This window comes from Cupriavidus ulmosensis (genome assembly GCF_977008105.1).
Genome location: NZ_CDRMWP010000002.1, coordinates 1,034,198 through 1,048,170, shown reverse-complemented (window position 1 = coordinate 1,048,170; position 13,973 = coordinate 1,034,198). Strand labels below are relative to the sequence as shown.

10 protein-coding genes are annotated in these 13,973 nt (G+C 71.0%); 8 read left to right on the top strand and 2 right to left on the bottom strand.

The genetic code is table 11. The features are described 5' to 3' along the window. The first annotated feature begins 116 nt into the window (after positions 1 to 116). The 3 genes from ACWTPI_RS24485 to ACWTPI_RS24475 all read left to right on the top strand — a co-directional run bounded on the left by ACWTPI_RS24485 (position 117) and on the right by ACWTPI_RS24475 (position 3,836). A complete protein-coding gene (locus ACWTPI_RS24485) occupies positions 117 to 2,315 on the top strand; it encodes a TonB-dependent siderophore receptor (RefSeq protein ID WP_454732996.1) in 2,199 nt (732 codons plus the stop codon). Between the two features lie 70 nt (positions 2,316 to 2,385). Next, positions 2,386 to 3,552, top strand: a complete 1,167-nt coding sequence (locus tag ACWTPI_RS24480) for a PepSY-associated TM helix domain-containing protein (RefSeq protein WP_454732995.1) — start codon at positions 2,386 to 2,388, stop codon at positions 3,550 to 3,552. 11 nt (positions 3,553 to 3,563) lie between these two features. Continuing rightward, on the top strand, positions 3,564 to 3,836 hold the full coding sequence (locus tag ACWTPI_RS24475; protein WP_454732994.1) for a hypothetical protein: 273 nt from the start codon (positions 3,564 to 3,566) through the stop codon (positions 3,834 to 3,836). 35 nt (positions 3,837 to 3,871) lie between these two features. Here ACWTPI_RS24475 and fhuF read toward each other — a convergent pair whose 3' ends face one another. Further along, positions 3,872 to 4,651, bottom strand: a complete 780-nt coding sequence (gene fhuF / locus ACWTPI_RS24470; RefSeq protein ID WP_454732993.1) for a siderophore-iron reductase FhuF — start codon at positions 4,649 to 4,651, stop codon at positions 3,872 to 3,874. A 184-nt stretch (positions 4,652 to 4,835) separates the two neighbouring features. Between fhuF and ACWTPI_RS24465 the strand changes: the two genes are divergently transcribed. From ACWTPI_RS24465 to ACWTPI_RS24450, 4 genes are all read left to right on the top strand, one after another. Continuing rightward, entirely contained in the window at positions 4,836 to 6,509 is a 1,674-nt protein-coding gene (locus tag ACWTPI_RS24465) for a cyclic peptide export ABC transporter (RefSeq protein ID WP_454732992.1), read from the top strand. Positions 6,510 to 6,552: 43 nt separating this feature from the next. Next, positions 6,553 to 7,551: an alpha/beta hydrolase gene (locus tag ACWTPI_RS24460; protein ID WP_454732991.1), complete on the top strand. Its 999-nt coding sequence runs from the start codon at positions 6,553 to 6,555 to the stop codon at positions 7,549 to 7,551. Between the two features lie 141 nt (positions 7,552 to 7,692). Beyond that, the gene (locus tag ACWTPI_RS24455; RefSeq protein ID WP_454732990.1) at positions 7,693 to 8,805 is read left to right on the top strand and encodes a GNAT family N-acetyltransferase; all 1,113 of its coding nucleotides are present in this window, start codon (positions 7,693 to 7,695) and stop codon (positions 8,803 to 8,805) included. Between the two features lie 52 nt (positions 8,806 to 8,857). Further along, positions 8,858 to 10,219, top strand: a complete 1,362-nt coding sequence (locus ACWTPI_RS24450) for a lysine N(6)-hydroxylase/L-ornithine N(5)-oxygenase family protein (RefSeq protein WP_454732989.1) — start codon at positions 8,858 to 8,860, stop codon at positions 10,217 to 10,219. 173 nt (positions 10,220 to 10,392) lie between these two features. On the opposite strand, the gene ACWTPI_RS24445 is transcribed toward ACWTPI_RS24450, so the two are convergent. Further along, the gene (locus ACWTPI_RS24445) at positions 10,393 to 11,892 is read right to left on the bottom strand and encodes a methyl-accepting chemotaxis protein (RefSeq protein WP_454732988.1); all 1,500 of its coding nucleotides are present in this window, start codon (positions 11,890 to 11,892) and stop codon (positions 10,393 to 10,395) included. A 426-nt stretch (positions 11,893 to 12,318) separates the two neighbouring features. Here ACWTPI_RS24445 and ACWTPI_RS24440 point away from each other — a divergent pair, with 426 nt between their 5' ends. Then, positions 12,319 to 13,908, top strand: coding sequence for a diguanylate cyclase (locus tag ACWTPI_RS24440; protein WP_454732987.1), 1,590 nt, complete (start codon positions 12,319 to 12,321; stop codon positions 13,906 to 13,908). The last annotated feature ends 65 nt before the right edge of the window (positions 13,909 to 13,973 follow it).

Sequence of the window (13,973 nt, the reverse complement as noted above, 5' to 3'; positions counted from 1 at the left end):
GCGCGGGCCCGGCCCTCCAGCGGGTTTTGCGCGCCGTGTGGCGTGCTGCTTCGCCATCGCGGAACACGCGGCGCCGCGCGCCGCCGCCGCGATGATTTTTGACTTAGGGGAGAAACATGAAAACGGGCAAATCGGTCGGGTCGCGCAGGGCGCAGGCCAATCACCGACATCTTGCGCTGAGCGCGCTGGCCTTGGCGGTATCGGCGCAGATGGCGCACGCGCAGTCCGGCGCCACCACCACGGCAGCCTCGGGCGAGGCGCAGCTGCCGGCGGTCAGCGTGCGCGCCGACAGCGCCGCCGTGCCGGTCTACGGGGCCAGGAACACGGTGTCGGCCACCAAGACCGACGCGACCATCGCCGAGACGCCGCAGTCCATCAGCGTGGTGACGTCCGACCAGATCCGCGCCCAGGGCGCGGAGCGGGTCGAGGAAGCGTTGCGCTACACCGCCGGCGTGCGCACCGAGCCGATCTACGACACGCGCCGCGGCAACTACCTGATCCGCGGCTTCCTGGCCTCGCAGCAGGGCCAGTACTGGGACGGCCTGAAGCTGCCCCACTCCGGCGGCTACGGCGGCTGGGAGCTGGAGCCCTACAGCCTGGAGCGCATCGACATCGTGCGCGGGCCGGCGTCGGTGCTGTACGGCCAGAGCTCGCCGGGCGGCATGATCAACCAGGTCAGCAAGCGCCCGCAGGACACCCCGGAGCACGAGCTCAACGTGAGCGTGGGCAACAACGCGCGCAAGGAAGTCTCCGGCGACTTCACCGGCCCGATCGACCAGGACGGCAAGCTGCTGTACCGCGTCACCGCGCTGGCGCGCGACAGCGGCACGCAGACCCCGCACGTGGACGACAACCGCCTGTTCATCTCGCCGCAGATCACCTGGCGCCCGACCGACGCCACCAACTTCACGCTCTACGCGCAGGCCTACAAGGACCGCTCGGGCAACAGCGGCAACTTCCTGCCCGCGGTGGGCACGGTCAGCCGGCTCGGCAACGGCCAGCGCATCCCCACCGACCTGTTTACCGGCGAGCCGGACTTCGACCTGTTCAAGCGCGAGCAGTACATGGTCGGCTACGAGTTCTCGCACCGCTTCAACGACGTGCTGACGGTGCGCCAGAAGCTGCGCTACGCCCACCTGCACGTGAGCTACGAGGACATCGGCGGCAACGGCGGCCTGACCAACTACACCACCGGCCCGTTCAACCTGCGCCGCATCGGCCTGATCTCGAACGAGTCGTACAGCCTGTTTACGATCGACAACCAGGCCCAGGTCAAGCTCTCGCACGGCATCTTCGACCACACCTTCCTGGTGGGCGTGGACTACCAGCGCTCCACCTTCGACCGCCTGTTCGGCCAGAGCGCCAACGAGCCGGCGCTCAACGTGTTCAACCCGGTCTACGGCAACTTCGTGCGCCCGGCCTACCAGACCGACACCGACACCACGCGCGACCAGGTCGGCTTCTACCTGCAGGACCAGGTCAAGATCGACAAGCGCTTCGTGGTGCAGCTGGCGGGCCGCTACGACAAGGCCAAGGTCAACACCGACACGCGCACCATCGCCACCAACGCCACCTCCACCACCAAGACCGACGATGGCCGCTTCACCGGCCGCGCCGGCCTGCTGTACGAAGGTCCGTTCGGCCTGTCGCCGTACGTCAGCTACTCGACCTCGTTCGAGCCCGCCATCAGCACGCTGATCTATGGCGGCGGCACGCCCGAGCCCACCACCGGCCGCCAGTACGAGGCCGGCGTCAAGTGGCAGCCCGCCAACTCGCGCAGCTTCGCGCAGATCTCGCTGTTCGACCTGACCCAGCGCAACGTGCTGACCACCGCGCCGGTCAACGGCTTCTATTCGCAGATCGGCGAGGTGAGCTCGCGCGGCATCGAGCTGGAAGGCACCTGGGCGGTGACGTCGAACTTCAACGTGCTGGCGTCCTACACCTACACCGATGCCGAAGTGACCAAGGCCGGCCCGGGCGCGCCCAATGCCGGCAAGGTGCCGCCCTACGTGGCCAAGCACATGGCTTCGCTGTGGGCCGACTACCGCCTCTCCGGCGGCCCGCTGGCCGGCGTGTGGCTGGGCGGCGGCGTGCGCTACGTGGGCGGCAGCTTCGATGCCACCAACACGATTTCGGTGCCGTCGTTCACGCTGGTCGACCTGGCGGCCAGCTACACCATCGCCAAGCACTACACGCTGCGCGTGAACGTCAACAACCTGTTCAACAAGACCTACGTGGCGGCCTGCGACAGCGCCACCAACTGCTATTACGGCCGCAACCGCACCGTGGTGGGCACGTTGAGCTACCGCTGGTAAGCACCGCGCGGCCCGCCCGGCGACGGACGGGCCGGCGGCAGCGCACCGGCACGCATAAGAAAGGACCCCCATGAAAGCGCCTACGCTGCGCATCTGGTACGCCATCCACCGCTGGACCAGCCTGCTGTGCACGCTGAACCTGCTGGTGCTGTGCGTGACCGGCCTGCTGCTGATCTTCCATGAAGACATCGATGCCATGCTGGGCCAGGACCACCACGGCAGCGTGGCGGCCGAGCGCGGCGCGGCGGCCAGCGCGCCGCGCCCGCCGCTGCAGGCGCTGGTGGACGCGGCGCGCGCCGCCAGGCCCGGCTGGGCGCCCAAGTCGGTCTCGTTCAGCGACGACGACCCCGACGCCGTGGGCGTGCGCGTCGGCCCGCCCGGCGAGCCCAGGCTGCGCAACGGCGCCACCGTCCAGTTCGACGCCGCCACCGGCGCCACGCGCAAGCCCGGCCCGCCCGGCGAGACCTTCAGCGGCTTCATCCTCAAGCTGCACCTGAACCTGTTCCTGGGCCTGCCGGGCCAGTTCTTCATCGGCTTCATCGGCGTGCTGCTGGTGGCCAGCCTGGTCAGCGGGCTGGTGCTGTACGGCCCGTTCATGCGCAAGCTGGCCTTCGGCCTGCTGCGCTTCGGCAAGCCGGTGCGCGTGGTGCAGGCCGACCTGCACAACCTGTTCGGCATCGTGGTGATGGTGTGGGCGCTGGTGGTCGGGCTGACCGGCACCTTCCTGTCGTTCTCGCCGCTCATCATCGGCCTGTGGCAGAAGACCGAGCTGCAGCACCTGATCGCCACCCTGCCCGGCCCCGCGCCGGGCGCGCTGGTGCCGGTGGACCGCGCGCTGGACGCGGCCCGCGCCGTGGTGCCCGGCAAGGACCCGGCCTTCGTGTTCTATCCCGGCACCGAGTTTTCCACGGGCCGCCACTACGGCGTGGTGCTGCGCGGCCATACCGAGCTGCAGAAGCGCGTGTACGCCATCGTGCTGGTCGATGCCGGCGACGGCAAGGTGGCCGCGGTGCGCGGCATGCCGTGGTACCTGCAGGTGCTGCTGCTGTCGGCGCCGTTCCATTTCGGCGACTACGCCGGGCGGCCGCTGCAGGTGCTGTGGGCGCTGCTCACGGCCATCACCGCCGGCGCCACCGTGACCGGCTTCATCTTCTGGCTCAAGCGGCCGCGCCGCGGCGCCGCCGGCGCGCGCGCACCGCAGCCGCAGCCGCCGCAGCTTTCGGGGGACCAGGCATGAAGGACACGGACGTGAACGACCACAACGGCGGGCGCCTGATGCGCGACACCTGGCCGATGCCGGCCCTGCTCGGCCTGCTCTCGCTGGGCGGGCTGGCGGCGGGCATCTTCGGCGACGGCGCCTGGGACTGGCTGTGCTGGCTGGGGCTGGCCGTGCCGGTCGGCGTCACCGCGCGGCTGCTGTGGCGGCAGTGGCGCCAGTTCCGCGCCTGCCGCCGCGCGCCGGCAGGCGTATCGGCGCGCGGCGATGCCGGTGCCGATGAGGTGGAAGGATCCGAAATCTGAATAGCGCCGCTGAATAACGCCGGACAGGCGCGGCATCAGCGGGCCGCCACCGGGACCGTCTGCGCGACGGTTTCCATTTTCCCCGCGCGCGCCTGCGGCAGCGGACAGGTCCCGCAGTGCCCCTCGCCGGGCAGCCGGTGGTTCAGGCAGCAGATGCGCCGCAGCGGTGCCACGCCCGGCGTGCCGGGTTCCCTGCCCGGCCGGAAGGCGCCGTGGTACGGATTGGCGATGCCGCCGTCCGACACCGCCTGGCCGATCCACGCCGCCACTTCCGCGCGCGCCGGCGCGCCCAGCGCCGGATGCGCGGCCAGTTGCCGCGCCACGCCGGCCGCGGCGACCCCGCCCGTGCACCACAGCAGGCGCGGCGACACCTTCGCCACCGCCGACAGCGCCGCCACCACGCCGGGCAGATGCGCGTTCACCAATGGCGCCAGCAGGTCCGGCAGCGGCGCCTGCCGGCATTCGCCTTCGTCCGGCAGCAGCAGGCAGGCCAGCAGGCCGTCGGCCGCGCCGTGCCAGATTGCCTGCGGCGCGTCGAACGGCAGTTGCCGGCGCAGCAGCGCGGCCGCCACCAGCGCGCTGGGCAGCAGCGCCAGCGTGTAGTCGCGGAACCAGGCGGCGGCCAGCGCGCGCAGGTCGCCGCAGCCCAGCGCGCGCGCCTGCCGCGCGAGGCAGTCGCGCGCCTGCGGCTGGCCGAAGGCGCCCTGCCACGGCGCGCCGCCGGCCGGGGCTGCCGGCCGCGCGGCGGCCACGCCCACGCGCTCGCCGAACGGGCGCAAGGCCCCGGCGAAGAACGGGGCCAGCGAAGCAATCATCGGATCTCCTGACGTGACGGCGCGGCCATGCCGGCAAGGCCGCCCACGTCACCGTGACGAAGCGCGCCGCCGGAAATTTAAGGCGCCGCCGCCGCGCGGGCGATGCGCGGCCGCCGCTAACTTTCGCCGCGCGCCGCACGTCTATCCAGCAGTGCCCGCCACCTTCCGCCACCTCCGCGACCCCATGACGCTTCTCTCCTCCCTGCCGCGCAAGCTGCGCCTCACCATCGTCCTGGCCGCCGCAGCCAGCCTGGCCGCCGGCCTGTGCTCGGTGGGCATGATCGCGGTCATCAACCGCGTGCTGGCCACGCAGGGCGCCGAGGCCGCGCGGCTGGCGCTGCCGTTCGCGGCGCTGGCGCTGGCCGTGCTGGCGTGCCGCACGCTGGCCTCCACGCTGTTCGTGCAGATCAGCCAGAGCGCGCTGGCGCGCATCCGCGCGCAGATCTGCGCGCGCTTCATCGGCGCGCCCTACGCGCATATCGAGCAGACCGGCAACGCGCGCGTGCAGGCCGCGCTGGCCGACGACAGCACTCACGTGGCCAACGGCCTGTCGGTGATCCCGGTGGTGCTGACCAACGCGATGGTGGTGCTGGGCTGCCTGGCCTACCTGGCGTGGCTGTCGTGGCAGACCTTCGCCGTGGCCTGCGCCATCATCCTGGCGGGCTCGTGGTTCTACCACCGCAACCACCGCCGCGCGCTGGTGCACCTGAAGCAGGCCAGCGCCGCGCAGGACGCGCTGCATGGCCAGTTCAAGGCGCTGGTGGCGGGCGCGCGCGAGCTCAAGCTCAACCAGGACAAGCAGCACAGCTTCCTGCGCGACGGGCTGGAAGCCTCGCTGGAGGCGGTGCGCGGCGCGCGCACGCGCGGGCTGTCGATCTTCTTCGTGGCGCTGGGCTTCGGCAGCTTCCTGTTCTTCGCGGTGATCGGCGGCGTGCTGTTCATGCCGCGCGCCACGCCGCTGGCGCCGGCGGTGATGACCGGCTTCACCATCATGTTCCTGTACATCATGTCGCCGCTGGAGTCGCTGCTCAACGCGCTGCCGGCACTGAGCATGGGGCGCCTGGCCTACGCGCGCATCGAGGCGCTGGGCGCCGACGCCGAGCCGGAAGCGCCCGCGCGCGCGCTGCCCGCGGCGCCGTTCGTCTCGGTGGCGCTGGCCGGCGCCAGCCACCGCTATTTCCACGAGGCCGAGAACAGCTTCTTCGCGCTGGGCCCGCTCGACCTGGAGCTGCGCGCCGGCGAGATCGTGTTCCTGGTGGGCGGCAACGGCAGCGGCAAGACCACGCTGGCCAAGCTGCTGGCCGGGCTCTACCCGGCGCTGGCCGGCGAGGCGCGCCACAACGGCGCGGCGGTCGACCCGGCCCACCTGGCGGACTACCGCGCGCTGTTCTCCGCGGTGTTCTCCGATTTCCACCTGTTCGAGACCCTGCTGGCGCACGACCCGCGCGACGAGGCGCTGGCCAACCGCCTGATCGAGCGCTTCCAGCTCGGCCACAAGGTCAGCGTGCGCGCCGGGCGCTTCACCACGCAGGCGCTGTCGCAGGGCCAGCGCAAGCGGCTGGCGCTGATCGTGGCCTGCCTGGAGCGGCGCCCGGTGCTGGTGCTCGACGAATGGGCGGCCGACCAGGACCCGCTGTTCAAGGAGATCTTCTACCGCGAGGTGCTGCCCGAGCTGCGCGCGCAGGGCAAGGCGGTGCTGGTGATCTCGCACGACGACCGCTACTTCGGCGTGGCCGACCGCGTGATCAAGATCGAGAACGGCCAGATCGCGCGCGACGGCGGCACGCCCGCGCCGCAGGCCGCCCCGCCGGCGCAGCCGGCGCATCGGCACGACGCCCTGGCGGCGCCGGCCGCCTGAGCGCCCGCGCCGCCGCTCCACCATTCCACGGACCCGATTTCCCATGCCACTGCATCCCGACCTCGAAGCGCTGCTCGACATGGTGGAAAGCGCCACCGCCAGCGGCAAGCGCCCCGCCATCCATCACCTGACGCCGGCCCGGGCGCGCCGCGAATTCGACGACGCGTCCGGCGCGCTCGACCTGCCGCCAGTGCCGCTGGCGCGCGTGGAAGCGCTGACGCTGCCCACGCGCGACGGCGGCCACATCGGCGCGCGGCTGTTCGCGCCGCGCGCGACGCACGCGGGGCCGCCGCTGCCGGTGCTGCTGCATTTCCACAGCGGCGGCTTCACCGTGGGCAGCCTGGACTCGCACGATTCGCTGTGCCGCTCGCTGGCCGCGCGCACGCCGTGCGCGGTGCTGTCGGTGGCCTACCGGCTGGCGCCCGAGCACCGCTTCCCGTGCGCCGCCGACGACGCGGTGGACGCGCTGGCCTGGCTCGGCGCGCACGGCGCGGCGCTCGGGCTGGACACCGCGCGCATCGCCATCGGCGGCGACAGCGCCGGCGGCACCCTGGGCGCCATGCTGGCGCTGGCCGCGCGCGACGACCCGGCGCTGCCGCAGCCGTGCCTGCAAGTGCTGTGCTACCCGGGCCTGGGCGGGCGCCAGGACACGCCCTCGCACCAGCGCTATGGCCACGGCTACCTGCTCGACAGCGAGACCATCGACTGGTTCTACCGCCAGTACCTGCGCGACGAGCGCGACCGCCTCGACTGGCGCTTCGCGCCGCTGCTGGCGCCCGACCACCGCGGCGTGGCGCCGGCGCTGCTGGTGCTGCCCGAGTGCGATCCGCTGCTGGACGAAGGCCGCGCCTATGCGCGCAAGCTCGCCGAGGCCGGCGTGGCGGTGACGCTGCGCGAATACCCGGGCATGGTCCACGAGTTCCTGCGCATGGGCAATATCGTCGGCGAGGCCGAAGACGCGCACGACGACATCGCGCGGGCGCTGGCGCAGGCGTTCGGGCTGGCCGGCGCGGAGCCGGACGCCGTGGCGCGGGCGGCCTGACCGCGCCGGCCGCCGGACTGGCCGGACTAAATTCGCGCGCGCGCGCCTCGTCTCGGTAGGGAAGGCGCGCATGGCATGCCGCCGCCACGCGCCGGCCCCGAGCGCATCGCACCGCATTCAATCGCATCGCCAGGATTCGCCATGTCGACCCCGACTTCCGCCGCAACGCCCGCTATTACTCCCGACGCCACGCCCGACGCCGTCAAACCCTTCGCGCGCTTCCGCTCCTTCGCCGCGCAGCCGGACGGCGGCTGCGAGAGCCGCTTCGACGGCGCGCGGCTCACCGTGTCGCGCGATGGCGCCACGCTGGCCAGCTTCGCCTTCGACGGCGGCACGCTGCGCCTGCGCGAAAGCGCGCTGGACGATGACGCGCTGGCGCGCGCCACGCTGGCCGCGCTGGATGCCTGCTTCGCCCACGGCGCGCCGCGCGCGCTGCCCGTGCAGCTGGAAGCGCGCGGCTGCGAGCGCGCGCTGCTTGAGCGCGGCGCGCTGGTGCGGGACGCCGCGCGCGGCACGGTGGCGCTGGCCGAGATGCTGTGGCAGTTGCCCGAACTGTGGATGGCGCCCACGCCCGGCGCCTACCCGCTGCGCTACGCGCTCACCGCCGGCCGCCGCCATCCGCTGCGCCCGCCCAAACCGGGCGGCGTGGTCTACGCCCGCCACATCCCGTGGCTGGACCGGACGCTGACGCTGCGCGCGGCCACGCTGGAACAGGACCTGCCGCTGCTGCACCGCTGGATGAACGACCCCGACGTGGCCTACTTCTGGCAGGAGGAAGGCGACGAGGCCAGGCACCGCGCCTACCTGCAGGGGCTGCTCGACGACCCGCACATGCTGCCGCTGATCGCCGCGTTCGACGACCAGCCGTTCGGCTACTTCGAGGTGTACTGGGCCAGGGAGAACCGCATCGCGCCGTTCTACGACGTGCAGGACCACGACCGCGGCTGGCACGTGCTGATCGGCGAGCCGGCGTTCCGCGGCAAGTCGTTCCTGACGGCGTGGTTCCCCGCCATCCAGCACTACCAGTTCCTGGACGACGCGCGCACCCAGCGCATCGTCGGCGAGCCGCGCGCCGACCACGCGCGCCAGATCGCCAACCTCGACAAGGCCGGCTTCTCCAAGATCAAGGAGTTCGATTTCCCGCACAAGCGCGCCATGCTGGTGATGCTGCTGCGCGAACGTTTCTTCGGCGAGCACCTGCTGCTGCCCGCCGCCAACCCCGCCCCCGCCAGTGCCAGCACGCCCGGCGCCTGATCCGCGCCGCCACGCTGCGCTTTCCGTGACCCATCCATCAAGGACCGAACTCATGACGCTACGCGACGCATCCACCGCCGTCCACGACCTGGTCGGCATCGGCTTCGGGCCGTCCAACCTGGCGCTGGCCATCGCCCTGCAGGAACAGGCCGGCGCGGGCCGCCCGCTCGACGCGCATTTCCTGGAAAAGCAGCGCACCTACCACTGGCACGGCAACACGCTGGTGGCGCAGAGCGAGATGCAGATCTCCTTCCTCAAGGACCTGGTGTCGATGCGCAATCCCACCAGCCCGTACAGCTTCGTCAACTACCTGCACCGCCACGGGCGGCTGGTGGACTTCATCAACCTGCGCACGTTCTACCCGAGCCGGCTGGAGTACGACGACTACCTGCGCTGGGCCGCCGGCCACTTCGCCGAGCAGTGCAGCTACGGCGAAGAAGTGGCCCGCATCGAGCCCGAGCGCCACGGCGACGCCATCACGCGCGTGCGCGTGGTCTCCACCGACGCCGCGGGCCGCGAGCGCGCGCGCGACGCGCGCGCCATCGTGCTGTCCACCGGCGGCACGCCGCGCATTCCCGAGGTCTTCGCCGGCCTGCGGGGCGACGCGCGGCTGTGCCACCATTCCGGCTACCTCGACTGGATCGGCCGCCAGCCGTGCGCCAGCGGCAAGCCCATGCGCATCGCCGTGATCGGCGCCGGCCAGAGCGCGGCCGAGGCCTTCATCGACCTGCACGACAGCTACCCCGGCGTGAAGGCCGACCTGATCGTGCGCGGCGCCGCGCTCAAGCCGGCCGACGACAGCCCGTTCGTCAACGAGATCTTCGCGCCGGCCTATACCGACGTGGTCTACGAGCAGGCCCAGGCCGGGCGCGACCGGCTGATCCAGGCATACCTGAACACCAACTACTCGGTGATCGATGCCGACCTGATCGAGCGCATCTACGCGCTGCTGTACCGGCAGAAGGTCAGCGGCCAGTTCCGCGTCAACCTGCTGACCTGCAAGACGGTGGTGGCCGCCCACGCGGCGCCGGCCGGCATCGAGCTGACCATCGCCGACACCGCGCCCGCCGGCAGCGAAGCCACCGAGACGCGCCGCTACGACGCGGTGGTGCTGGCCACCGGCTACGAGCGCGAGAACCACCGCCGCCTGCTGGCGCCGCTGGCGCCCTACCTGGGCGATTTCACCGTGGACCGCAGCTATCGCGTGCAGGCCGCGCCCGAGCTGGCGGTGCCGGTCTACCTGCAAGGCTTCTGCCAGAGCAGCCACGGCCTGAGCGACACGCTGCTCTCGGTGCTGCCGGCGCGCGCCGAGGAGATTGCCAGCGCGCTGTACGACGCGCTGACGCCGGGCCGCCAGGACGGCGCCGCCGCACGCCACGCGCGCGCGGCCGAGCTGGGCGCGCTGCGGGCCTAGGCTGCCGCGACGTGCTCCCCGGCATGCCCGGGGGTGCCGCGGAACGGCCGGCCGGCGGCGTTTCCCGCATCATTGAGCGGACGTCCGCGGCCAGGCCGCCGGGCGGCCGGTCGCGGAAAGTCGCGGGAAATTGGTCGATGGCGGCGGCGCGGCGCATGGCCGGCTTCCGCACGCTATTCCCGCATCCCTCCGGCACCACTGCCGAAAGCGCTCACGACCTGGCGCAGGACCTCCGCCGATTCGTGCAGCGACGCCGCGGCCGAAGCCGCCTGCTCGACCAGCGCGGCATTGTGCTGCGTCATCTCGTCCATCTGGACGATGGTCTCGTGCACCTGCGCAATGCCACTGGCCTGCTCACGGCTGGCGCCGGTGATGTCCCCCACGATGCGCGTCACGCGCCCGACGCTCTCCACCACGTCCCGCATGGTCGTGCCGGCCTGATCGACCAGCACGGTGCCGGTGTCCACGCGGCTGGTGGAACTCTCGATCAGATGCTTGATGTCGCGGGCGGCCGTGGCCGAGCGTTGCGCGAGACCGCGCACTTCCGACGCCACGACGGCGAAACCACGGCCGTGCTCGCCGGCGCGCGCCGCCTCCACCGCCGCGTTCAACGCGAGAATGTTGGTCTGGAACGCGATCCCTTCGATGACGCCGATGATGTCGACCACCTCCTTCGCGCTCTGCGCGATCCCCTGCATGGTATCGACGACCTGGGCGACCACGGCGCCGCCTTCGCGCGCCACGGTCGAAGCCGCGTCGGCGAGCCGGCTCGCGTCCTGGGCATGTTCGGCGTTCTGCTTCACGATGCGCGCGAGCGTTTCCATCGAGGCGGCGGTTTCCTGCAGGCTGCCGGCCTGGACTTCGGTTCTCCGGCTCAGGTCGGCGTTGCCGCTGGCGATCTCCATTGCCGCCCGTTCGACGCCCGAGGCACTGGCGCTGACGTCCCGCATGGCGATTTCCATCTTCGCAATGGTGGACTTGAGCACGGTCGCGATCGGCGCGGTGACCGGGATGTGCCCGACGTCGAGGCAGATCCTGCCGCCGCGATCCACCTGGCCGACGATTGCCGACAGTTCCGCCGCCTCCAGGGCCGCGACGCGCAGCCGCCGGGCGAGAAACATCTCGACGGCGGTCTGCATGACGACATAGGCCGCATGCAGCAACGTGCGCGGCAGATTCGCGCTCTCGGTGCAGAACACCATGAAGTTCAGCGCCTGGAGCCGGTCGAACGCGAGATGATGCACCGCGAACAGCCCCGCCGCGAGCAGCAGCACGCCCACGTCGCGGTAGACCAGGAGCAGCCCGAGCAGCACGAATACCCCGAAATGGAATTCGGTGGTCCCGTGGGCAAGCTGGATATGCAGCGCCACGAGAACGACATTGCAGATGGTAAGCAGGCTGCGGGACAGCGCCGTGCCGCGCGCCTGGAAGAACGCGGCGCTGCCCACCAGCAGGGACAAGCCGCCGCCGGTCAGGGCCAGCCCCGTCTGCGCGTAGTACAGCCCGATCAGCCATGCCACCACGACGGAACAGACCAGCGTGAAGTACATGATGGCGTCGGCCTGCCGCGCCATGTCGCGCAGCGCCAGGCTCGGGACGCGCGCCTGAGGGCCGCAGGCGCGCGGCAGCGCGGCGCGGGCCGGGGGAGTGATAAAGGCAATGCCGCTGTTCATGCGTATTCTTGATGGCCAGAAGGTAAAGGGGATGCCCTGACGAGCAAGTCCCCTTCCGTTATCAAGTTAACGGAGAGCTAAGTGGAAACCCTTAGAAGGCAATTGTGAAAAACTGTGAACGCGCATTCGCCGGGCGCGATGTCGGCGCCTGAGGTCGACGCCTGACGCGAATCCGCGCGGGGCTTCCGGCGCCCCAGGCCGCCGCGCCGCCGTACACGGCGCCACGGCAACCGGGTACAGTGCTGGCTGGTTGCCTTTGTGCCCCGGACGTTATCGAACGACCCTCTTCCGGCAGTGGCTTGCCCGCAACCCGCGGCATGCCCCGACGCGCGCCAGCCGGCGGCGGTCTTTGCGCCAGGCAAGCCGGCGGGCATTCGCCGGCCCGGACATAACGACGTTTTTCGACATGCTTCACGGAGGCCGATCATGGACGCTCCCGTCAAGGACGCTCCCGCCCCGCCTGCCGCATCGCCACGGCGCCATCCGCTGTCGCGGGCGATGGCCGGCGCGGCCCGGATGATCGGCAACCACCCGTATGCGGTGGGCATGGCGGGAACGCTGGCCGCCGTCGTGGTGATGATCGTGCCGCTCGCGATGATGGCGGTCAGCCGCCATGAGGTCATCGACCACGCGCGCGAAACCTCGGAGAACCTGAATTCGATCATCGCGCTCGATCTCGAACGCAATTTCCGGTTCTACGACGTTCAGCTCCAGGATCTGGTCCGCAGCGTGGAAGCGCTGCGGGCGTGGCCACTGTCCACCGGCCTGCAAGACCGGGCGCTGTTCCGCAGCCTGCCCGACAGCGCCTATGTCGACGGCAAGTTCATTGTCGACGCGTCCGGCCGGATCCTCGCCTCATGGGACGGCAAGGAAACGGACCCCGCCTTGCGGCTGAGCGACCGCGACTATTTCTTCAGGCAACGGAACAACCCGTCGGCGGGCCTGGTCGTTTCGCATCCGTTCCGCTCGCGGATCAACGACGGCAAGCTGGCCATCGCGCTGACGCGCCGCATCAACGGCCCGGACGGATCGTTTGCGGGCATTGCCTTCTTCGAGGTACGCCTCGAATTCTTCCAGCGGCTGTTCGACAGGATAAACGTGGTGGCGCCGGGGATCGTCGAGATCCTGCTCGACGACGGCACGGTGCTGGCCGCAAAGCCGTTCTCGGAGAGTAGAGTCGGCACCAGCGTGGCCGGCTTGCCGGCGTTCAGGCCGATGGCCGCGCGCGGCAGCGGTTCGGTGATCGCGACCGGGACAGGCGCGATCGAGCGCCTGTATACGTACCGGCACGTTCCGGACTTGCCGCTCATTGCCGTGGTCGCCCCGTCGATGGAGGATGTGGCCGGGCGATGGCGCCGGCAATTCGTCGTGACGGCCTGTGTCGCCGGCCTGTGGGGCATGGTGCTGATCGCCGGAGCGTGGCTGCTTGCCTACACGCTGCGCGACAAGTTGCGCGCGGAGGCCGAGCTGACGCGTCTTGCCACCACCGATCCGCTCACCAGGCTGGACAACCGGCGCACGCTGGATGAGCGGCTTCAGGGCGAATGGGACCGCGCGGTGCGCGACAAGAACGAGATGTCCATCCTGTTCATCGACATCGACCGCTTCAAGCTGTTCAACGACACGTACGGGCATGCCGCGGGCGACGAAATTCTCGCCACCGTGGCGAAATGCATTGCCGAGTCTGTGAGGCGATCGGTGGACGTGGCGGCCCGGTACGGCGGCGAGGAGTTCACGGTCGTGCTGCCCGGCACCGGGCGCGACGGCGCCGCGCGCGTGGCGGAAACGATCCGCGGCAATGTCGAGGCCCTCGACATCTCGAATCGCGGCAGCGAAACGGGACGGCTGACGCTCAGCATCGGATGCGCGAGCTGCCGGCCCATCGACGGCGGCAGCCCGGAGAAACTGGTTTCGATCGCGGACGAACAGTTGTACGAGGCCAAGTCCTCCGGCCGGAATCAGGTACGTGCGGTCGTCGCCAAGGCGATGACGGCGCAGCCGGCGCCGCAGGATTAGCGCGACCGGCCCCGAAGCTAAAGAATCCGCCCGGCCTGCCGTTGATATTTTTCACGGAGGAAGAC

Excerpts from the sequence above, each read along its gene's own strand:
- ACWTPI_RS24485 (WP_454732996.1), top strand. The coding sequence starts at position 117 with ATGAAAACGGGCAAATCGGTCGGGTCGCGCAGGGCGCAGGCCAATCAC.
- ACWTPI_RS24480 (WP_454732995.1), top strand. The coding sequence starts at position 2,386 with ATGAAAGCGCCTACGCTGCGCATCTGGTACGCCATCCACCGCTGGACC.
- fhuF (WP_454732993.1), bottom strand. The coding sequence starts at position 4,651 with ATGATTGCTTCGCTGGCCCCGTTCTTCGCCGGGGCCTTGCGCCCGTTC.
- ACWTPI_RS24465 (WP_454732992.1), top strand. The coding sequence starts at position 4,836 with ATGACGCTTCTCTCCTCCCTGCCGCGCAAGCTGCGCCTCACCATCGTC.
- ACWTPI_RS24460 (WP_454732991.1), top strand. The coding sequence starts at position 6,553 with ATGCCACTGCATCCCGACCTCGAAGCGCTGCTCGACATGGTGGAAAGC.
- ACWTPI_RS24455 (WP_454732990.1), top strand. The coding sequence starts at position 7,693 with ATGTCGACCCCGACTTCCGCCGCAACGCCCGCTATTACTCCCGACGCC.
- ACWTPI_RS24450 (WP_454732989.1), top strand. The coding sequence starts at position 8,858 with ATGACGCTACGCGACGCATCCACCGCCGTCCACGACCTGGTCGGCATC.
- ACWTPI_RS24445 (WP_454732988.1), bottom strand. The coding sequence starts at position 11,892 with ATGAACAGCGGCATTGCCTTTATCACTCCCCCGGCCCGCGCCGCGCTG.
- ACWTPI_RS24440 (WP_454732987.1), top strand. The coding sequence starts at position 12,319 with ATGGACGCTCCCGTCAAGGACGCTCCCGCCCCGCCTGCCGCATCGCCA.